The 19,978-nt window shown below is 69.1% G+C and carries 16 protein-coding genes; 4 read left to right on the top strand and 12 right to left on the bottom strand.

Annotation, left to right across the window (positions count from 1 at the left end; all coding sequences use genetic code 11):
• Positions 1–15: 15 nt before the first annotated feature.
• The 10 genes from OIM94_RS19235 to OIM94_RS19190 all read right to left on the bottom strand — a co-directional run bounded on the left by OIM94_RS19235 (position 16) and on the right by OIM94_RS19190 (position 12,996).
• Positions 16–969: an alpha/beta hydrolase gene (locus tag OIM94_RS19235; RefSeq protein ID WP_264610022.1), complete on the bottom strand. Its 954-nt coding sequence runs from the start codon at positions 967–969 to the stop codon at positions 16–18.
• Positions 966–2,048 (bottom strand): NAD(P)-dependent alcohol dehydrogenase, encoded by a 1,083-nt coding sequence (locus tag OIM94_RS19230; protein ID WP_264610021.1) that lies wholly within the window; start codon positions 2,046–2,048, stop codon positions 966–968. The genes OIM94_RS19235 and OIM94_RS19230 overlap by 4 nt, the downstream gene beginning before the upstream one ends.
• Before the next feature lie 13 nt (positions 2,049–2,061).
• On the bottom strand, positions 2,062–4,665 hold the full coding sequence (locus OIM94_RS19225) for a TonB-dependent receptor (protein WP_264610020.1): 2,604 nt from the start codon (positions 4,663–4,665) through the stop codon (positions 2,062–2,064).
• Positions 4,666–4,756: 91 nt separating this feature from the next.
• Positions 4,757–5,644: an AraC family transcriptional regulator gene (locus tag OIM94_RS19220; protein WP_264610019.1), complete on the bottom strand. Its 888-nt coding sequence runs from the start codon at positions 5,642–5,644 to the stop codon at positions 4,757–4,759.
• Between the two features lie 29 nt (positions 5,645–5,673).
• Positions 5,674–7,095: an aldehyde dehydrogenase family protein gene (locus tag OIM94_RS19215; protein ID WP_264610018.1), complete on the bottom strand. Its 1,422-nt coding sequence runs from the start codon at positions 7,093–7,095 to the stop codon at positions 5,674–5,676.
• Positions 7,096–7,222: 127 nt separating this feature from the next.
• Positions 7,223–8,047, bottom strand: a complete 825-nt coding sequence (locus OIM94_RS19210) for a p-hydroxycinnamoyl CoA hydratase/lyase (RefSeq protein WP_264610017.1) — start codon at positions 8,045–8,047, stop codon at positions 7,223–7,225.
• A 32-nt stretch (positions 8,048–8,079) separates the two neighbouring features.
• Positions 8,080–10,155, bottom strand: a complete 2,076-nt coding sequence (locus tag OIM94_RS19205) for an acetate--CoA ligase family protein (protein WP_264610016.1) — start codon at positions 10,153–10,155, stop codon at positions 8,080–8,082.
• Between the two features lie 36 nt (positions 10,156–10,191).
• Positions 10,192–11,028 carry a p-hydroxycinnamoyl CoA hydratase/lyase gene (locus OIM94_RS19200; protein ID WP_264610015.1) on the bottom strand — a complete coding sequence of 279 codons (837 nt, stop codon included), beginning with the start codon at positions 11,026–11,028 and terminating at the stop codon, positions 10,192–10,194.
• 18 nt (positions 11,029–11,046) lie between these two features.
• Positions 11,047–12,477, bottom strand: coding sequence for an aldehyde dehydrogenase (locus OIM94_RS19195; RefSeq protein ID WP_264610014.1), 1,431 nt, complete (start codon positions 12,475–12,477; stop codon positions 11,047–11,049).
• 66 nt (positions 12,478–12,543) lie between these two features.
• A complete protein-coding gene (locus OIM94_RS19190; RefSeq protein WP_264610013.1) occupies positions 12,544–12,996 on the bottom strand; it encodes a MarR family winged helix-turn-helix transcriptional regulator in 453 nt (150 codons plus the stop codon).
• A gap of 177 nt (positions 12,997–13,173) precedes the next feature.
• Between OIM94_RS19190 and OIM94_RS19185 the strand changes: the two genes are divergently transcribed.
• Genes OIM94_RS19185 through OIM94_RS19170 form a run of 4 tightly spaced genes read left to right on the top strand, consistent with a single transcriptional unit; the run spans position 13,174 to position 16,533 of the window.
• Positions 13,174–14,085: an ABC transporter ATP-binding protein gene (locus OIM94_RS19185; protein WP_264610012.1), complete on the top strand. Its 912-nt coding sequence runs from the start codon at positions 13,174–13,176 to the stop codon at positions 14,083–14,085.
• The gene (locus OIM94_RS19180; RefSeq protein ID WP_264610011.1) at positions 14,082–14,834 is read left to right on the top strand and encodes an ABC transporter permease; all 753 of its coding nucleotides are present in this window, start codon (positions 14,082–14,084) and stop codon (positions 14,832–14,834) included. The genes OIM94_RS19185 and OIM94_RS19180 overlap by 4 nt, the downstream gene beginning before the upstream one ends.
• Complete coding sequence (locus OIM94_RS19175) at positions 14,831–15,931, top strand: sensor histidine kinase (RefSeq protein ID WP_264610010.1); 1,101 nt, start codon at positions 14,831–14,833, stop codon at positions 15,929–15,931. Before OIM94_RS19180 ends, OIM94_RS19175 begins: the two co-directional genes overlap by 4 nt.
• Positions 15,928–16,533, top strand: a complete 606-nt coding sequence (locus OIM94_RS19170; RefSeq protein WP_264610009.1) for a DNA-binding response regulator — start codon at positions 15,928–15,930, stop codon at positions 16,531–16,533. Before OIM94_RS19175 ends, OIM94_RS19170 begins: the two co-directional genes overlap by 4 nt.
• Positions 16,534–16,544: 11 nt before the next feature.
• Here OIM94_RS19170 and OIM94_RS19165 read toward each other — a convergent pair whose 3' ends face one another.
• Positions 16,545–18,836, bottom strand: a complete 2,292-nt coding sequence (locus OIM94_RS19165; RefSeq protein ID WP_264610008.1) for a GH92 family glycosyl hydrolase — start codon at positions 18,834–18,836, stop codon at positions 16,545–16,547.
• Between the two features lie 144 nt (positions 18,837–18,980).
• Positions 18,981–19,952 (bottom strand): transcriptional regulator FtrA, encoded by a 972-nt coding sequence (gene ftrA, locus OIM94_RS19160; protein WP_264610007.1) that lies wholly within the window; start codon positions 19,950–19,952, stop codon positions 18,981–18,983.
• Positions 19,953–19,978 lie beyond the last annotated feature (26 nt).

Below are 19,978 nucleotides of genomic sequence, written 5' to 3'. Positions count from 1 at the left end.
AAGGAGTGCGGCCGGTCAGGCCGGCACCGCGAGCGGGCCTGCCAGCATGGCGCGCGCGGCGGCGGCAAAGGCCGCGCAGTCCTCCTGGGCGGAAGGCAATGCCTGACGGAAATGGATGAAGCCGTGAATCATGCCCATCGCTTCCAGTCGCTGCACGGGCATGCCGGTGGCGGCGACCCGATCGGCATAGGCATGGGCAGCGTCGTGGAGCGGATCCAGCTCGGCGGTGTGGAGCAGCAGCGGCGTCGGCGGGACCGGTCCCAACAGGCAGTCATGGCGGGGATCGCCCTCCGGCGCGGCATAACGTGCGTCGAACCAGGCCATGTCATCGGCGGCGAGGAAATGGCCCTCCCCAAAGCGGCGGTGCGACGGCCAGTCCGTGCCACCGCCGACATAGGGGTAGAGTGCCCAGCAGGCGCGGACCGGCACCGATGCCGGCCGCAGGGCCAGCTGCTGCGTGGTGACGATGGCCAGGTTGCCGCCGGCACTGTCGCCGCAGGGGATGAGTCCGGTCACCTGGAAGCCGAACACGTCCGGGGCACCGGCGATCCAGCGTGCCGCCGCTTCGGCATCGTCCACCGCGGCCGGGTAGGGGTGCTCGGGGGCAAGGCGATAGTCGATCGCGAGCACCGGCAGGTCGAGCGTATCGGCCAGCCAGGTGCAGAAGCTGTGATGCGTGCCCAGATCGCCGATCACGAACCCGCCGCCATGGAAGAACAGCACCAGCGGGCCGGACAGCCGATCGAGGCGCCGGTCGTAGAGCCGGGCGGGGATCGCGCCGGCGGGGCCGGGGATGGTCCAGTCCTGCACGCGGGCCAGCGGCGTCGGCGGCAGATCGGCGACGGCGCAGTTCGCGCGCATCACCAGCCGCGCCGCTTCCACCGGCAGCGCCGAGATCGGGGGCGCCGCGTTTTCCTCCAGATAGGCGAGAAAGGCGGCGACATCGGGTCGCGGGGTTCCCGGGGTCATGCGTCCGCCTCCATCAGCAGCACCGGCTTGATCACCGCACCGGTTTCGGAGTCGTGAATCGCCTGATCGATGGCGGCAAAGGGATAGGTGCGCACCAGCTTCTCCATCGGCAGCCGGCCGGCACGATAGTGCGCGATCAGCTCGGGGATGAAGCGCTGCGGATCGATGCCGCCCTCGACCACGCCGACGATCCTGCGGCCGAGGCTCATGATCGCCGAGGCATCGAGCGCCAGCTTGGGGTCGGACGGATAGGCGCCGACCAGGGCCAGTGTGCCGCGTGCGCCCAGCAGGTCGATCGCCGGACCGAGCAGCGCGGGCACGCCGGTCGTATCGACGATGTGATCAAACGGCCCGGACAGCATATCGAGGCTGGCGGCGGTTTCAGTCGCGCCAAGCTCCTCGCCCAGTGCGAGCCGGTGGGCGTGGCGGTCGAGCAGGGCGATCCGCCCTGCCCCGGCGATCGCCGCCGCCATCACGGCGGCCAGCCCGACCGCCCCCGCGCCGAACACCGCGATCGACTGGCCGGGCTGGAGGCGCAGCGTTTCCAGCACGGTGCCGGCCCCGGTCTGGATCCCGCAACCGAGCGGCGCGAGCAGCGGGAGCGGCAGGTCGGCATCCACCTTCACCACGTTGCGCGGATGGGCGAGTGCGTGGGTGGCGAAGGCCGACTGGCCGAAGATGTTGCTGCCGATCCGTTCCTCCCCGCGCCACAGCCCGCCCTGATCGGGGGCGAGCGCACCGAGGAAGTTGCGCGGGAAGAATTCGGGGCAATAGCCCGGCTGATGGTCGTGGCAGGCGGGGCAGGCACCGCAGCTGTCGAAGCTGAGCAGCACCCGGTCGCCCACCGCGAGGCCGCCGACCCCCGGCCCCACCGCCTCGATCACGCCGGCGCCCTCATGGCCGAATACGGCAGGAAAGGGGACCGGCAGCGCGCCGTCGCGCATCACCATGTCGGTGTGGCACACGCCGCAGGCGACGACGCGCACCAATACCTGCGCCGGGCCCGGGGCATCGATCCGCAGCGTCTCGATCCGAAAGCCGCCGCCTGCCGCCTCGGTGACGGCTGCGTGGATGTCCATGCCTTTGCTCCCGTTAGAACTTGAAGCCGAACCGCACATACCATTCGCGCGGGCGGCTATAGGTGCCGAAGAAGGTGCCGTCGGCGATGTTCGCGCCGCCGGAGGTGAGATAGCGATTGTCGGTGAGGTTGGTGCCGCCCGCCGTCAGCGTCCAATGCGCGCCCGGCTCCTGATAGGCGATGCTGGCATTGACGAGGTCGACCGCACCGCGGCGCAGCACATAGGTGCGCTGGGTATCGTTCCACACGCTGCTCGCATGGCTCCAGTCGGCGAGCAGGATCACCGATCCGCCATTGCCGATCCGCGTTTCGTAGCGGGGCGAGACGTTGACCTTCCAGCTGGGCGTCTTGGGCAGCGGCGCGCCGACCACGGTGCCCGCCTGGAACGGGCTCGGACCGCCCACCGCCGCGGCGGCGGCCGAGACGCGGGTGTAATAGGCGTCGATATAGCCCAGCGAGCTGTTGATCGTGAGGCCGCGCACGGGGGCGGCGATCGCCTCCAGCTCGAAGCCGCGGATCCGCGCATCGCCGGCATTGGCGATGGTAGGCGAGGTGCCGATCTGGATGTTGAGCTGGATGTCCTTGTAGTCGGTGGTGAACGCCGCGGCGTTGAGCTGCAGCTTGCGGTCGAACAGCGTCGACTTGACGCCCACCTCGATCGTCGTCGCCTTCTCCTCGTTGAAGTCGGGCGCGACATTGCCCTGCGGATTGGTGAGGCGGGTGGTCCAGCCGCCGGTCTTGTAGCCGCGCGACCAGCTGCCATAGACCATGACATCGTCGTTCGGGTGGAGCTGCACGCCGAACTTCGGCGAGAAGTCGCTGAACGACTTCCGGTTCATCCCCGGCACATAGACGCGCACCGGATTGCTGGGGTCCGGATAGCCGAGGCCTGCCTGGCAGGAGACTGGCGCCAGCGGGAAAGGACCGGCCGGCCGGATGTTGCCGTTCGCGTCCGAACAGCCGAACAGCTTGTAGTTGAAGCCGTTCAGTTCCTGCTGGCCGCCTTCGAAGCGCTTCTTTTCGTTGGTGTAGCGGCCGCCGATGGTGAGCCCGAGCCAGTCGGTGGCGCGATAGTCGATCTGGCCGAAGGCGGCATAATTGGCGGTCTCCAGCCGGTTGGGGCCATCGACCTGCACCTGCCCCTCGGCGAAGGTCACATAATCATGGAGGTTGCCGGCTTCCTTGAAATAATAGCCGCCGAGCACATAGTTCAGCTTGTTGTCCAGCGCCTTGCCGAGCAGCTGGACCTCCTGGCTGAACTGCCACTGGCGCATGGTGAAGCTGAGCTGGAGAAAGTTGAGCGGCGAGCCATCGGCGTCCAGCCCGGCGGCCCAGTTGAGCTGGCGGTAGGCGGAGATCGACTTGAGCGCGACGGCATCGCTCAGGTCATAGTCGATCACGCCAGAGAAGCCCCAGTTCTTGAGGTCCGAGAAGCTGTTGCCGGTGGCGTAGCTCTTATCCGGATCGGCGATGAGATAGCGGCTGTCCCAGGGCAGCCGGTTGTTGGACGGGTTGGTATCGACGTTGACGCCGGCATAGCTCGGCACCTGGAAGCGCGGGTTGAACTGGGTGCCGGAGGTGCCGCACAGCGCCTGGGCGTTGCGGGCGGCGATCTGCGCCGAGCTTGCGCCGATGCAGAAATTGTAGAGCCCGGCAAAGTTGAAGCCGGTCGTGCCGGTGGGGTCGAAGGCGGTGCCGGGCAGGTTGGCGCTACCGGCGAAATTGCCGGGCACCGTCTCCGCCGTGGCGATCAGCTTGTTGGCGCTGGTACCCTTGTCGCGGCTGTAGTCGCCGGAGAGCGTGAGGGTGAGCGGACCGCCGTTCGACCATTTGGCCTTGCCGCGCAGATTCCAGTTGTCGTTGCCGCCCTCGCGCGGGGAATTGCCGTATCCGGCCGCCGAGAAGGCGGTGTAGGAGGGCGTGTTGTTGGCGCGCTGGTCGGGATAGGGGATCCGCTTCAGGAAGCCGTCGCGCGATTGCACGCCGAAGCTGAGGATCGCGCCGAGTTCGCCGGTGATGGGGATGTCGACCGCACCGCGTGCATTGAGGCGCTTGTAGCTGCCGGTGGTCACGTCGCCCTGGACGCGGAACTCCTTGCCCGGATCGCGCGTGACGATCGAGATCGCGCCGCCGATCGTGTTGCGGCCGAACAGCGTGCCCTGCGGGCCCTTCAGCACCTCGACACGGGCGACGTCCATCAAGTCCTGGTTGGCGCCCACGGTACGCGCCAGATAGACGCCGTCGAGATAGAGGCCGACGCCGGGATCGATGTTGAAGGCGAAATCGTCCGATCCGATGCCGCGGATATAGGCGGACAGCACCGCAGGCGAGCCCGAGAAGGGGGTGCCTGCATCGAGATTGACGTTGGGTGCAATGGCCGAGAGCTGCGCGACGCTGCCCACGGCCCGCTCCTGCAGCGTGGTCGCCCCGAAGGCGGAGATGGCGATGGGCACGTCCTGGACGTTTTCGGCGCGCTTCTGCGCGGTCACCACGATTTCGGCAATGCCGCCGTCCTGCGGCTTGGCGTCGGGCTGGGCCGGCGGTTCGGTGGTTTGTGCCCAGACGGGCACCGCCCATGCCGCCGACGCGAGCAGGGCCGTGGCGAGACCAATGCGCATATTTCCTCTCCCGATGATGCGCCTTTCCGGCGCTTATGGGAGGAGGCTAGCGCCTGCCTGGCGGCCCGTCTTGGACGGGCGCGCACCGCGATCAGGACGGACGCGCACCCTCGCAGCGCCACGCGCGCGGGGTGGTGCCGAACCGGCGGCGGAAGCAGCGGCTGAAAAAGGCGGCGTCATTGAAGCCGAGCGCGAAGGCGATATCGGTCACGCTGCGACCCGGCTCCGCCACCAGCAATTCGGCCGCGCGGGTGAGCCGGCGATCGGTGACGAAGGCGGTGGGGGTCAGCCCGGTCTCACGAAGGAACGCCTTCTGCACCGCACGCGGGCTCAGCCCAGTCGCCGCGCACAGGCTCGCGGTGCCGAGCTCGGGATCGGCGAGGTGCCGCAGCGCATAGGCCACGGGCGTTTCCGCGCCAGCGGCGACGAAGGTGGCGCGACATTGCTGGCGACAGACGAGCCGGGTCGCGTCGACCAGCAGCTCGCCCACGCCCTCGTCGATATCGCCGAGCATCGCGCGCTGGTCCCACAGCCCGAGCAGCATGTGGTTGAGGAAGGCGACGTGCGGATCCTGCCCCGGCAGCAGCCGGCCGTGCAGATTGCTGCGCCCGATGCCGTCGCCGAGCAGCGCGGCGGGCACCTGCAGGATCAGGCATTCGTTCGCATCGGAAATGTCGATCGCATAGGGGCGGCTGTCGTCGGCGATCAGGATGTCGCCCATGCCCCCCGAGACGGCCGCATCGCCGTGCAGCATCGTCAGCCGTCCACGCCGCTGGAGGTGGAGCAGCACATTGTGCCCGTCGCGATTGCCCTCGCGCCGCACCTGCGCCCGCGCGCTGCGGGCGCGGGCAAGGCCCACCGGCCCCAGGTGCCATCGGGCGAGATCGGCGCGGATGCCTTCGGGGGCGATGGCGGTCATGCCCGGAAAGGCCTCGGCGACGATGTCGCGCCAGAAGAGGTGCCGCCGCTGGGGCGGCACCGCCTGGGTGGTGAAATGTTCGACCGCGCTCAGGCGGCCGGCTCCAGCTCGACCGCATTGACGATATGGGCCTGGGTATATTCGTGCAGGCCCGCCTGGCCGAGCTCGCCGCCCAGCCCCGACTGTTTCGATCCGCGGAACGGGATGCGCGGGTCGATGGCGAGATGCTGGTTCACCCACACCGTGCCGCTGTCGATCTTCATCGCCACCTCCGTCGCGCGCGCCACGTCGCGACCCCAGATCGTGCCGCCCAGGCCGTACTCGGAGTCGTTGGCGCGGGCGATAACTTCCTCGATGTCGCGATACTTCAGCACCGGCAGCACCGGGCCGAACTGCTCCTCGCGGACCAGCGGGGCATCGTCGTCGAGATCGCGGACGATCGTCGGCGGGATGAAATAGCCGGGGCGGTCGAGCGGCTCGCCGCCGGCGAGCACGGTGCCGCGCTGCTTGGCATCCTCGATCAGCGCCTTGACCTTCTCGAACTGCATCGCGTTCTGCACCGGGCCGACCTTGGCGCCCTGCTTGGCGCCGTCGTCGACCACCGTGTTGCGAGCGAGCTCGGCGATTTCCGCGCAGAAGTCCTCGTACATCCCCTCGGGCACATAGGCGCGCTTCACCGCCACGCAGATCTGCCCGGCATTGTACATCGCGCCCTGGAACACCTTCTTGGCCGCCAGCGCCGGCTCGACATCGTCGAGCACGATCGCGGCGTCGTTGCCGCCCAGCTCCAGCGTCACCCGCTTCACGCCGTCGGCGGCGCTCGCCATCACCTTCTTGCCGGTCGCGGTGGAGCCGGTGAAGGCGACCTTGGCCACATCCGGATGCGCGGTCAGCAGCGCGCCCAGGTCGTTCTGGTCGCAGACGATGTTGATCACGCCCGGCGGCAGCAGCTCGGCAAAGATCTCGCCCATCAGCAGCGAGGTCAGCGGCGTGGTCGGCGCGGGCTTGAGCACCATGGTGTTGCCGGCGACCAGCGCCGGGCCGATCTTGTTGGCCGCGAGGATCATCGGGAAGTTCCACGGCGTGATCGCCGCGACCACGCCCAGCGGGGTGCGATGCTCGACGACGCGGTTTCCGCCCTCCTCGCGCAGCACCTTGGTTTCGGGGCGCATCTGGGTGAAGGCGCGCAGCGTGAACACCGTGCCCATCACCTCGCCGGTGGCCTGGTCGAGCGGCTTGCCCTGTTCGGTGGTGAGCAGGCTGGCGAACTCGCTCAGCCGTTCCTGCAGCCGCGCGGCGACCGCCTCGACCTTGGCGGCGCGTTCCTCGATCGGTGTCGCCGCCCAGGCGGGGAAGGCAGCCTTGGCCGCGGCGACGGCGGCGTTGAGCTGGTCGGCGTCCGCCTTGGGGCAGCGCGCGAAGGGCTCGGCCGTGGCGGGGTTGATGACGTCGAACTGCGAGGCGCCATCGACGGCCTCGCCGTTGATCAACAGCTTGAAGGTGCGTTCCAAAGCCATTCTCCTAATACAGGCCGCGACTCACCGCGGCACATCTTCTCTTTTCCGCAAAACTATTCCGTCCGTGGCGACCGGACAAGGAACCCCAGCGGGTGTGCCGGGGACCAGGTGCAGGCGCCGCTCAGCCGCGGGCGAGGTCATAGGCGCCGAGCCCCGGCTTGTAGCTCTTCTCGTCGATGAACTGGCGGATGCCTTCCTTGCGGCCCTCGCTCTTGTCGTGGAAGTTGGCGGCTTCCTGCATGCGGACGAGATAGTCCTCGGCCTCATCATAGGTGAGGGTACCGACACGGCGCACGGCATCCTTGGCGAACTTGAGCGCCACGGGATTCTTCTTGAGCAGGATCTCGGCGATCTCGCGGGTGCGCGCCTCCAGCCGTTCGAGCGGCACGCTTTCGTTGACCAGCCGGCAGGCGGCGGCTTGGCGGCCGTCGATCAGGTCGCCGGTCAGCGTCAGCCACATCGCGTCGCGCATCGGCAGCAGGTCGACGACGACCTTGGTCACGCCGCCGCCGGGCAGGATGCCCCAGTTGATCTCGGAGAGGCCGAACTGCGCCTCGTCCGCCGCCACCGCTAGGTCGCAGGCGAAGAGCGGGCCGAAGCCGCCGCCGAAGCACCAGCCATTGACCATCGCGATGGTCGGCTTCTGGAACCAGCGCAGCCGCCGGAACCAGCCATAGCTCTCCCGCTGCGACTTGCGGATCCCGCCCAGGCCCTGCGCCTCGGTCTCGCGGAAATATTCCTTGAGGTCCATGCCCGCCGACCAGGCATTGCCCTCGCCGCCCAGCACCAGCACGCCGACATCGTCGCGATGTTCGAGTTCGTCGAACACCTCCGCCATGCGCCGGTTGAGCGTCGGGTTCATCGCGTTGCGCTTCTCGGGCCTAGCGAAATAGACCCAGGCGATGCGATCCTCGACGCGGTAGGAAACGCCGTCCTTGGTGATCATCGGAGCTCTCCTGGCTTGTTCTGGATGGGGGATCAGGCGGTGAGGATCAGCGCGTCCAGCGCGACCGCGCCGTCAGGCCGGGCGATCACCGGATTGAGGTCGATCTCGCGGATGGTGGGCGTGCCCGCCAGCAGGCGGCCGAGCGTCTGCACGAGGTCCGCGACCGCGTTCAGGTCGACCGCCGGGCTGCCCCGATAGCCGTCGAACAATGCTGCGCCCTTCAGCCGGCGGAGCGCCGCGACGATGCTGTCACGCGTCAGGTCCGGGGGCAGCAGGCAGACGTCCTGCATCAGCTCGGCGGTCACCCCGCCCAGCCCGACCAGGATCACCGGCCCCCAATCGGGATCGTTGCGCGCGCCGACGATCAGCTCGACACCGCGGTTGCCCATCGCCTCGACCAGCGCGCCGTCGAGCGCCAAACCGGCATCATAGGCGGCGACATTGGCGTAGAGCTTGCGCCAAGCGGCCCGCAGCCCCGCTTCGTCGGCAAGGTTGAGCAGCACGCCGCCCGCGTCGCTCTTGTGGCTGAGGGCTGCAGCCTGCGCCTTGAGCGCGACCGGATAGCCGACGCGTTCCGCAATCGCGACGGCTTCGTCCGGTGTCTGGGCAAAACCGCCGGCCGGGAAGGGGATGCCGAGCGGGGCGAGCGCCTGCTTCGCCCGATATTCGGGAACGACTCCGCTGGGCAGTTCGAGCGTTACCGGCTCGATCGCTTCGGTCGCCTGGTGCCGCTCGGCGTCGAGCAGCCGGGCGAGCGCGCGACAGGCGCGGTCGGCGGTGGGGAAATAGGGCACGTCCTCGGCGTGCAGCGCGGCGATCATCTCGGGCGGCACCGGTGCGCCTTCGTCCAGTCCGGCGAAGATCAGCGGCTTGGTCGGTGCCAGCGCGCGCACCGCCGCGGTGATCGGCGGAAACTTGCGCGCGCAGGTGCCGGCGTCGGTCTGGATGATGCCCAGCACCACCGCCGCATAGGCGGGGTCCGCCAGCAGCGGCGCCAGCGTGCGGCGATAGAGATCGGGATCGACCAGCGCCTGCGCGGTCAGGTCCATCGGGTTGGAGATGCCGATGAAGTCCGGCAGCGTCGCGCGGATCGCGTCATGGGTTTCCCCGCCGATCGCCGGGAGCGGCAGGCCGATGCGCTCGGCAAGGTCGAGGGTGAGCGCCTTGAACGCACCCGATTCCCCCAGCACCGCCACGCCGCCCTGCCGCAGCGGCGGGGTGCGCGCGAGGATCTCGGCGACATCGCCCAGTTCCTCCAGGCTTTCGACCACCACCACGCCCGCGCGGGTGACCTTGGTCTTCATCAGCGCCCAGTCGCCAGCCATCGCGCCGGTATGGGTCGCGGCACTTTCGCGGGCGGCACTCGAGGTGCCGGGATGGAGCAGCACAATGGGCTTGCCCGCCGCCCTGGCCTGCGCTGCCAGTTCGAGGAACCGGGCGGGATTGCGGAACTGCTCGACGATCATCGCGATCACGCGCGTGTTCGGCTCGTCGACCATCCAGGCGACATAGTCCTCGACCCCCGACGCGGCTTCGTTGCCCGTCGAGATCCAGGCCGAAATGCCGAGCTGCTTGCCGGTCAGCGTCGTGCCCAGCACCGCCGCCATCGCCCCCGATTGCGAGACGATGCCGACGCAGGGCCGGTCCGCGGTCGCGATCGGCGGCATCTCGACGAAGGTGAGCGGCACCCCGGCGACATAGTTGGTGAAGCCGAGGCAATTCGGCCCCTCCACCACCATCCCGTGCTCACGGGCGATGCGCGCGACCTCGGCCTGCGCCGCCAGCCCTTCCTCGCCGCCCTCGGCGAAACCGGCCGAGAAGATGATCGCGGCACCCACACCGCGCGCGGCCAGCGCCCGCACCGCGTCGAGAACGGCGGGCCCCGGAATGGCGAGCACGGCGGCGTCGACGCCGTCGGACAGCTGATCGATCGAGGCGAGGCAGGGCCGCCCCTCGATCGTGTCGCGCTTGGGGTTGATCAGGTGGATGTCGCCCGCAAAGCCGTGGCGGACGAGATTGGCGAGCACCGCAGCGCCGAGCGCGCCGGGTTTTTCCGAAGCCCCGACGATGGCGACCGAGCGGGGGGTGAGCAGGCGGGCGAGATCCATTGCTGGCGTCCGTTTGTCAAAAGGGCAGGGAAGGGGTCAGCCGCGGCTGCGGTCCTTGTCGTACGCGCCGAGACCAGGCTTGTAGCTCTTCTCGTCGATGAACTGGCGGATGCCTTCCTTGCGGCCTTCATTGTCGAAGCTGTTGGCGGCTTCCTGGGCGCGGACCAGATAGTCCTCGGCATCGTCATAGCTCAGGATCGAGACGCGGCGGATCGCGTCCTTGGTCGCCTTGAGCGCCACCGGGTTCTTCTTGAGCAGGACGTTCGCCACCTCGGTGACGCGCGCCTTGAGCTGGTCGAGCGGCAGCGCTTCGTTGACCAGGCCCCATTCGGCGGCCTTCTTGCCGTCGATATTCTCGCCCATCAGCGCATGGTACATGGCATTGCGGAACGAGGTGAGCTCCACCGCCACCTTGGTGGCACCGCCGCCTGGTAGGATGCCCCAGTTGATCTCGCTGAGGCCGAACTGCGCCTCTTCCGCCGCAAAGGCGAGGTCGCAGGCGAAGAGCGGGCCATAACCGCCGCCGAAGCACCAGCCATTGACCATCGCGATGGTCGGCTTCTGGTACCAGCGCAGGCGCCGCCACCAGCCATAGCTTTCGCGCTGCGCCTGGCGCACCGCGCCCAGCCCGCCCGCCTCGGTCTCGCGGAAATATTCCTTGAGGTCCATGCCCGCAGTCCACGCGCTTCCCTCGCCGGTCAGCACCAGCGCGCCGACATCGTCGCGGAATTCCAGCGCATGGAGCACCTCCATCATGTCGCGGTTGAGGGTGGGCGACATGGCATTGCGCTTGTCGGGGCGGTTGAAGCGTACCCACGCGATTCCGCCTTCGACGTCGTAGGCCACGACGCCGTTGCTGCTCGTCTCGGTCATGTGCAGTCCTTGGTCTGGTTAGATCGGATAGTGGCCGGGCTGGGTCTCGATGGTGATCCAGCGCAGCTCGGTGAAGGAGTCGATTCCGGCCCTGCCGCCAAAGCGGCCATGGCCGCTGGCCTTGACGCCGCCGAACGGCATCTGCGCCTCGTCGTGCACGGTCGGTCCGTTGATGTGGCAGATGCCGGACTGGATCTGCCGCGCGACCCGCAGGCCGCGCGCGGTGTCGCGGGTGAAGACCGACGCGGAGAGGCCGTATTCGCTGTCGTTGGCGAGGGCGATCGCTGCCTCCTCGTCGGCGGCGCGTACGATGCCGACGACCGGGCCGAAACTCTCCTCGCGGAACAGGCGCATCGCGGGGGTCATGTGATCCACGACATGCGCCGGCATCAGCACCCCGTCCGCCGCACCGCCGGCAACCTGCACCGCGCCCGCCGCCACCGCATCCGCGACCAGCAACTGGACATGGGTGACGGTCTTGCGATCGACCACCGCGCCGAGCGGCCCCGTGCCCTCACGCGGATCTCCCACCGCCAGCGTTGCGACCTTTGCTGCGAACTTCTCGACGAACGCATCGGCCACTGCGTCGAGCACGATGATCCGCTCGGTCGACATGCAGATCTGGCCCTGGTTCATGAAGGCGCCGAACGCAGCGGCCTTCACCGCCTCGTCGAGATCGGCGTCGTCGAGCACGATCAGCGGCGCCTTGCCGCCCAGTTCCAGCAGCACCGGCTTCAGATGCCCGGCGGCGCGCTGGGCGATGATCTTGCCGACATGGGTGGAGCCGGTGAAGTTGATCCGGCGGACCTTGGGATGATCGATCAGCGCGCCGACGATTTCGGCGGCATCCTCGGGCGCGTTGGTGACGATCGACACCGCGCCGTCCGGCAGCCCGGCGTCGGCGAAGGCCTCGGCGATCAGGCTGTGGGTGCGCGGGCATTGCTCGCTGGCCTTGAGCACCACGGTGTTGCCGCAGGCGAGCGGCACCGCGACCGCGCGCACGCCGAGGATGATCGGCGCGTTCCACGGCGCGATTCCGAGCAGCACGCCCACCGGCTCGCGCACCGCCATGGCGATGCAGCCGGGCTTGTCCGAGGGGATTACCTCGCCGCCGATCTGGGTGGTGAGCGCGGCGGCTTCGCGCACCATGTTGGCGGCGAGCATCAGATTGAAGCGGGCCCAGCCTTCGGTCGCGCCGATCTCTCCCATCATTGCGTCGACAAAGGCGGGGGCACGGGCCTCCAGCGCATCGGCGGCGCGCATCAGGGCGGCGCGCCGCGCGGTGGGCCCCAGGGCCGACCAGCCGGCAAAGGCGCTAGCCGCGCGCTCCACCGCGGCATCCGCGTCGGCGATGCCAGCGGCCGGGCTGGTGGATGCAACGGCCCCGGTAACGGGGTTCAGGCGATCGAACGTGGCGGTTTTCGCCGGTTGCTCGATGACGGTCGACATCGTGCCTCTCCTCTTATTGTTATGAGACATAACTTAATAGCGGAAAGGCTGCAAGAGGGGTTGCGATCAGTCGGGCGCGGCTGCCTCCACGCGCTTCAACAAGGCGATCAGCGTCTCCCGCTCCCCTGTCGAAAGCGCCGCCAACAGCCGATCCTCGTGACGGCGGATCCGATCGAGGCCATTCGCGACGACGGCCGATCCTGAGTCGGTCAATGCAAAGACAAAGGCCCGTCGATCCTCGGGCGAGACGGTGCGCAGGATATAGCCCGCCTCCAGCAGCTCGTTGATCAGCGTCACCATGTTGGCGCGCTGGATGCCGAGCGCCGCGCCGATCCGCCCCTGGTTGATGCCCGGATTGGCAGCGATCACCGACAGCACGCCGAACAGCACCTGGCGGATGCCGGTCCCGGCCATCGCCGCGTTGAAGTCCGCCGCCATCAGCGCGGACGCGCGCCGCATATGGTAGCCGACGAAGCTGTCGAGCGCCCCCAGCGGGATGGTGTCGTCGTCCGCGGCCATGCTGTCTCCCTGTTCCGCTGCCTGCCTAGTCGGGTCGCGGGGGCCGCTTCAACCCCTGCCCCTGCGCGATGGCATGCGCGACGGGTGACAAGTGTCACTGCCGGTCGCGCCGTCGCGGCTGCAGGATCGGCGGCGACAGGGAGGGGGGAACACCGCTCGCCTGCCGGGAGAAACAGCATGAACGATGATCTTGCGGCGGTGGCACGGCTATCCGCTGTGACCAAGCGGCTGGGCGGGCGCACGGTGCTCGACGGCCTCGATCTTTCCATCCGAGCGGGCGAAGTGACCGCGCTGCTCGGCCCCAATGGCGCGGGCAAGACGACCTCGGTCGCGCTGCTTACCGGCCGGCTCGCGCCCGACGCGGGCACGGCCAGCCTGTTCGGGCTCGATCCGCGCCGCCCGGCCGCGCGCCGCCGGCTGGGGGTGATGCTGCAGAGCGCCGGGCTGCCCGACGTGCTGACCATCCGCGAGCTGGTGACGGTGCATGCCGGCTATTATCCCGATCCGCGGCCGATCGGCGAAACGCTGGCGCTGGCCGGCATCGCCGACCTCGCCGATCGCCGCTGCGGCCAGCTTTCGGGCGGGCAGGCGCGCCGGGTGCAATATGCGCTGGCGATCTGCGGCCGCGCCGACCTGCTCGTCCTCGACGAGCCGACCGCAGCGATGGACCGGGGCTCGGCGCGGACCTTGTGGGGTACGGTGCGCAACCTCGCCGATGACGGCGCGGCGGTGCTGCTGACCAGCCATGACCTGGCCGAAGCCGATGCGCTTGCCGACCGCGTGCTGGTGATGGATGCCGGCCGGATCGTCGCCGACGATACCCCGGCCGCCCTGCGCGCGCGGGCGGGCGGATCGGTGATCCGCTGCCGATCCGCGCTGCTGCCGGCGGCTGCCGCCCTGCTCCCGGCCGTCCGCGAGGCGTACATGGAGGGCGCGGACCTTCGCATCGTCAGCGCCGATGCCGCGGTGACGGCACGGGCACTGCTCGATGCCGATACCAAGCTCGAGGCACTGCGCATCGCCGATGCGACGCTGGAAGACGCCATCGCCACGCTGCTCGCCCCCGCCGACGAAAGGATCGCCGCATGACCGCCCTTGTTGCCCCCACCGGCGTCTGGCGCCGCGAAGCCGTCACCGAAGTGAAGCGCAGCCTGCGCCTGCCGCAGTTCCTGCTGCCGACCGCGCTCACCCCTGCCGCCTTCTATGCGCTGTTCACCCTTGCGCTGCCGCATCCGGAGGTCCCCGGCTATGCCGTTGCGACGCTTGCCGGATACGGCGTCTTTGCCGCGACCGGCCCGGCATTGTTCGGCTTCGGTGCCGGCGTCGCGGTCGAACGCGAGCAGGGGCTAATCGAGCTCAAGCGCGTGTCGCCGATGCCGGCGGGTGCCTATGTCGCGGCCAAGCTGGCGGCGGCGGTGACGATCACCGCCTTCGCGCTGTCGCTGATCTATGCGCTGGCGATCGTGGCCGGCGCGCGGATGTCCGCCGGGACCTGGGCGCTGATGGCGCTGCTGCACCTGGCCTCCGCCATTCCCTTCGCCCTCATCGGCTTCGGCATGGGGATGCGGATGACCGCCAAGGGGGCGGTGGCGATCGCCAATGCGCTGTTCCTCGGCTTCTCGATCCTCGGCGGCCTGTGGATCCCGAGCGCGCTGCTGCCGGGCTGGATGCAGACGCTGGGTGCGTTCACCCCCTCCTATCATCTCGGCCAGATCGCCCGCGCGATCCTGGACCTGCCGGTGACGGGTTCGCTCTGGGCGCACGGCGCGGCGGTGGCGGCGATGACCGTGGCGGCGGCGGCCTGGGCCTGGGCCGGCTGGCGGCGCAGTCCCGCTTGACCGCCCCCCTGGAGATCCGCGAGGGGAACGCGATGCAGACCGAGATGTCCTATCAGCGGATGCGCGGAAATGGCTGGCCCTGGCTTGCCTATCTCATCTTCGTGCCCTTCCCCTGGCTCTGGGCCAAACCCGATGCCACCACCGTCCTTGTGGCGGTGGTGGCGATCGCCGTTTTTCTGCCGCTCTATCTCGTCTCGATACGGGCGCAGGCTCGGGCGCTGATTCCGATCGCCCTTGGGATGCTGGGGCTGGGCATCGCGACGGCGCCGCTGCCGCTGGGCTGGACGACCTTCTGCATCTATGCCGGCGTCACGGTCGCGCGGCTCCGGAACCGGCGTCACGCGGGTATGGGCATCGCGGCCATCGCGGCGGCGACGGCGGCGACGGGCCTGGCCTGGCAGCAGCCGATCCTGTGGTTCGCGCCGGGCGTGTTGTTCGTGGTCATGAGCGGCGTCGGCACGCTGTCGAGCCTCGCCTTTTTCGAACGCACCCAGGCGCTGCTCGCCAGCCAGGAAGAGGTGCGCCGCCTCGCCGGAACCGCCGAGCGCGAGCGGATCACGCGCGACCTGCACGACGTGGTTGGCCGAACGCTGACGCTGATCGCGCTCAAGGCCGATCTCGCCGGGCGACTGGTCGAGCGCGATGCCGCCGCCGCCAGGGCCGAGCTGGAGGCGATCGCGACCGCCGCCCGATCGGGGCTGGCAGAGGTGCGGGCGGCGCTGTCCGGGCAGCTCGGCGGCTCGCTCGCGACCGAGGCCGCGGCATCGCTGGCGGCGCTGGAAACGGCAGGGATCGAGCCGATCGTCACCGGCGATCCCGCCGCCGTGCCCGCCGATGCCGGCGCGATCCTGGCGATGACGCTGCGCGAGGCGGTGACCAATGTTATCCGCCATGCCGGCGCGCGACGCTGCTCGATCGACTTCGAGGCCGGCCCCGGCAACGCCCGGCTGGTGGTGGAGGATGACGGCGTCGGGCTCTCCTTCCGTGAAGGCAATGGCCTGCGCGGCATGCGCCAGCGTCTGGCGGCGGCGGGGGGCAGGCTGGAACTCCTCACGCTCCAGCCCGGCACCCGGCTGGAAGCGAGCGTGCCGGCATGATCCGCATCGTCCTCGCCGAGGATCAGGCGCTGGTGCTCGGCGCAATCGCCGCGCTGCTCGCGCTGGAGAGCGATTTCGCGATCGTCGGGCGGGCCGCCAATGGCGACGAGGCGCTGGCGCTGGTCCGGGAGCACGGGCCCGACATCCTGCTCACCGATATCGAAATGCCGGGGCGTACCGGGCTCGACTGTGCGCAGATCCTGGCAGCCGAAAAGGTGCGCACCTCTGTGGTGATCGTCACCACCTTCGCGCGGCCCGGCTATCTGGAGCGCGCCCGCGCCGCCGGGGTGCGGGGCTATCTGCTCAAGGACACACCGGTCGACGAGCTGGTCGCAGCGATCCGCACCGTCGCGGCGGGGGGGCGGGTGATCCCCGCGGACCTCGCGGCCGCCGCCTGGGAGGCGGGCAGCGACCCGCTCACCGATCGCGAGCGCGATGCGCTGCGACTGGCCGAGGAGGGCCTGTCGAACAAGGACATCGCCCGGCGGCTCGGCCTCTCGCCGGGCACCGTGCGCAACTATCTTTCCGAAGCGGCAGGCAAGCTCGGTGCGGCCAACCGGATCGAGGCCGGCCGCACCGCCCGCGCCAATGGCTGGCTCTAGAGCATCATGCTCTAGCGGCGATAGCCGTCGGGCGGCGACGTAAAGTGGGTTGCCCAGGCCGAAGGCTTCGCGCCCATCTCTAGCTCCAGCGTGCCGCCGGCGATCAGTTCGGCATGGGCAATCCAGGCGCGGTCGATCGGCTTGCCGTTGAGCCGCGCGGCGGTGACATAGCGGTTTGCGTCCGACACGTCCTTTGCCACCACGGTGAAGCTGCGCCCGCCCTCCAGCGCGATCCGGCTGCGTGCGAAGATCGGCGACGCGATATAATAGTAGGGCTGCCCGGCATTGGGATAGAGCCCGATCGCGTTCCACACATACCAGCTCGACATCGCGCCGGCATCGTCGTTGCCGGGCAGGCCCGTGCGGCTGAGGTGGTAGTGCTTAGCCATCAGGTCGCGGATGATCTCCGCGGTGCGGTCCGGGCGGCCGGCGTGGATGTAGAGATAGGGCGCCAGGATATCGGGCTCGTTGCCTTGCGAATAGAACCCGTCGAACAGCCGGTCGAGCCAGGCGAGGAAGCCCGCGCTGCCGCCGGTCTTCGCCATCAGCCCGGCGACGTCGTGCGGCACATAGGTGGAATATTGCAGTGCATTTCCCTCATAGAAGGGCGCCTCCCACCAGGGCGTCGAGCGATCGGGATATTCATAGGTGCAGCTGTAATTCTCCAGCCAGCTGCCGTCCGGGTAGCGCGGATGGATGCAGCCGAGCTTGTCGTCCCATAGGTTGCGCCAGTTGCGCGCGCGGGTGCGGTAGCGGGCCGCATCCGCCGTCATGCCGAGCTGGCTGGCGACCGCGCCGATCGCGAAGTCGTCATAGGCATATTCGAGCGTGCGCGAGGCGGAGCGGGTCTGGGTTACTGAGACATAGCCCAGCGCCTTATAGTCCTCCAGCACGCGGCCCTGGAGGAAGGGCGCGTCGCTCTCCACCTCGGCATTCTTGGCCAGTGCCTGATAGGCTTGGGCAACATCAAAGCCTCCCAATTCCTTCACCACCGCGTCGGCGATCACCACGTCGCCGTTCGAGCCGCCCTGGGTCATCCCGTTGCCGCCGGCGATCCGCGCATCTGGCATCCAGCCGGTATGCGCATAGGTGTCGATCAGCGAGCGGATCATGCCGCGCTGCCGCTCCGGCTGGATGAGCGTGAGCAGCGGGTGCACGGTGCGGAACGTGTCCCAGAGGGTGTAGAAGTCCTCATAATGGGGCTCGGCCGACTGCCACCATATATTCTCGCCGGTCAGGTCGTGCGGCATGGTGTGGGTGCGGTAGAGCGCGGTAGTAAAGATCCGCCGCTGCTCGTCGGTTCCGCCCTCGACCTCGATCTTGCCAAGCGCGGCATTCCACTGGCTGCGTGCGCGGGCCGCCGCTGCATCGAAGTCCCAGTCGGGCAGCTCGGCAGCGAGATTGGCGCGAGCCTTGTCGATGCCGAGGAACGACACCGCCAGCTTCATCCGCACCTGCCGCCCCGCCTTGGGATCGAAGGTGAAATAGGTGCCCAGCCGATGCGCGAATTCCATCCGCGTGTCGTATTCGATCATCAGCGCCTGGCGATCGGCGGGCGCCTTGGTCTGGGTGCCGCCCTCGGCCTCGCCGACGCCGGGCAGCGTTTCCATCTTGCCCTGGCTCGCCTTCCACGCGCCGAAAGCCACCGCCGGGCGATCGAACGCCGCGTAGAAATAGAGCTTGTAGGGCACCGGATTCCAGCCGCCCTCCACCTCGGTCCAGCCGGCCATGTGGCGGTCGTCGATCAACCGGACCTGCGCCCTGCGCGTGCGCTGGCCATTGCCGCGCATCGCGATCACCGAACTTGCATCGAGCACGACGTGCGCCGGCGCGCCCTCGGGAAAGGTGAGGCGCTGGAAGCCCGCGAGACGCGTCGCGGTCAGCTCGACCTGGGTAGTGCGTCCCGCGGTGTTGCGCAGCGCGACCCGATACAGGCCGGGGGCGGCGCTTTCCGCGCTGCGATCGAAATGGAGATGTGCCACGCGCAGGTCGCCGCTGATCGGCGTGACGCGAAAATTGCCATATTTGGCCGAGCCGCCGGTGCCGCTGACATGGGTGTAGCTGAACCCCAGGATCGGGCTGTGCGAGTCATAGCCGTTGGTGTCGCCATTGGTCGTATCGGGGCTGAGCGAGACGAAGCCGAACGGCACGCCCGCGCCCGGCACGGTGTTGCCGCCCGCAACCCCGCCGCCATCCACGCCGACGAACGGATCGACCCGCGCCGCCGGGTCCTGCGTCTGTTGCGAAAGCGCGGGCGCGGCGAGCAGCGCGGTGGTGACGAGCAGCGTGGCAAGCAGGCGCATGGGTGCGGACCTTCCTTCGGATGCGGGACGAAGGCTGCGTCGACTGCGCGCGGACATGGTGTGATCGGCCCCCTTCGCCAGCGGCCCCCCGGCCGCCTGGACGTCGGCTGATTTCAGGGATCGTGGCGCATTGCAAGCCTGGGGTCAGGCGACCCGGCGCTGGAACTGCTTGCGGTACAAATTGGGCGGGATGCCGACATGCGCCGCGAAATGCTGCCGCAGATTGGCGGCGCTGCCGAGACCCGACGCCTGCGCGACCTGCTCGATCGACAGCTGCGTGGTCTCCAAAAGGGTGCGGGCGGCCTCGACACGCTGCGCGATCAGCCACGCACCCGGCGTACAGCCGACGGCATCGTGAAAGCGGCGGACGAAGGTGCGCGGACTCATGATCGCCCGCTCGGCCATCGTCGCGATGGTCCAGCCATGCGCCGGCTCCGATCGGATCTGGTCCAGCACGTCCGCGAGGCGGCTGCGGGGGGCCAGGGGCACCGGACGTTCGATGAACTGCGCCTGCCCGCCGCTGCGATGCGCCGCGACCACCAGGCGGCGGGCGACGCTGTTCGCCGCTGCGGCGCCGAAATCCTGGCGCACCAGATGGAGCAGCAGATCGATGCCGGCCGCCGATCCGGCGGAGGTGCTGAGCGTGCCGTCCTCCACATAGAGTACGTTTGCATCGACGATCGTGCTCGGGAAGGCTGTTTGCAGCGCATCGGCGTAGCGCCAGTGCGTCGTCGCGCGGCGACCGTCGAGCAGCCCGGTGGCTGCCAGCAGAAACGCACCCGAACAGATCGTCACCAGCCGGGCCCCGCGCGCATGGGCCGCGAGCAGGGCATCGCGCAATGCCGGGGACGGGTGTGGATCCTGCGTCTGCCATCCGGGAACGACGATCGTGCCGGCCGCCTCCAGCGCCTCCAGCCCGGCGGTCACCTCCACGGCCAGCCCGGCATTGGTGGTCAGCCGCCCCGGCCGCTCGGCGCATACCTGAAAGCGATACCAGTCAGGGCCCATCTCGGGTCGGGCAAGTCCGAAGATCTCGGCGACGATGCCGAACTCGAAGGCGCACAGTCCGTCATAGGCGAGCGCAACGACCGAGGGGTTCGGGAGCGGGATTGGCATGATCCTTTCGATACACGGCAATCCTG

Origin of the sequence: Sphingomonas sp. R1, from assembly GCF_025960285.1 — a bacterium.
GTDB lineage: Bacteria > Pseudomonadota > Alphaproteobacteria > Sphingomonadales > Sphingomonadaceae > Sphingomonas.
The sequence above is the reverse complement of the archived record's forward strand: the minus strand, read 5'-3'. Positions and strand labels throughout refer to the sequence as shown.

Bases quoted from the DNA above. Each gene is read 5' to 3' on its own strand.
- OIM94_RS19235 (WP_264610022.1), bottom strand. From the start codon at position 969: ATGACCCCGGGAACCCCGCGACCCGATGTCGCCGCCTTTCTCGCCTAT.
- OIM94_RS19230 (WP_264610021.1), bottom strand. From the start codon at position 2,048: ATGGACATCCACGCAGCCGTCACCGAGGCGGCAGGCGGCGGCTTTCGG.
- OIM94_RS19225 (WP_264610020.1), bottom strand. From the start codon at position 4,665: ATGCGCATTGGTCTCGCCACGGCCCTGCTCGCGTCGGCGGCATGGGCG.
- OIM94_RS19210 (WP_264610017.1), bottom strand. From the start codon at position 8,047: ATGATCACCAAGGACGGCGTTTCCTACCGCGTCGAGGATCGCATCGCC.
- OIM94_RS19205 (WP_264610016.1), bottom strand. From the start codon at position 10,155: ATGGATCTCGCCCGCCTGCTCACCCCCCGCTCGGTCGCCATCGTCGGG.
- OIM94_RS19200 (WP_264610015.1), bottom strand. From the start codon at position 11,028: ATGACCGAGACGAGCAGCAACGGCGTCGTGGCCTACGACGTCGAAGGC.
- OIM94_RS19195 (WP_264610014.1), bottom strand. From the start codon at position 12,477: ATGTCGACCGTCATCGAGCAACCGGCGAAAACCGCCACGTTCGATCGC.
- OIM94_RS19190 (WP_264610013.1), bottom strand. From the start codon at position 12,996: ATGGCCGCGGACGACGACACCATCCCGCTGGGGGCGCTCGACAGCTTC.
- OIM94_RS19185 (WP_264610012.1), top strand. From the start codon at position 13,174: ATGAACGATGATCTTGCGGCGGTGGCACGGCTATCCGCTGTGACCAAG.
- OIM94_RS19180 (WP_264610011.1), top strand. From the start codon at position 14,082: ATGACCGCCCTTGTTGCCCCCACCGGCGTCTGGCGCCGCGAAGCCGTC.
- OIM94_RS19170 (WP_264610009.1), top strand. From the start codon at position 15,928: ATGATCCGCATCGTCCTCGCCGAGGATCAGGCGCTGGTGCTCGGCGCA.
- OIM94_RS19165 (WP_264610008.1), bottom strand. From the start codon at position 18,836: ATGCGCCTGCTTGCCACGCTGCTCGTCACCACCGCGCTGCTCGCCGCG.
- ftrA (WP_264610007.1), bottom strand. From the start codon at position 19,952: ATGCCAATCCCGCTCCCGAACCCCTCGGTCGTTGCGCTCGCCTATGAC.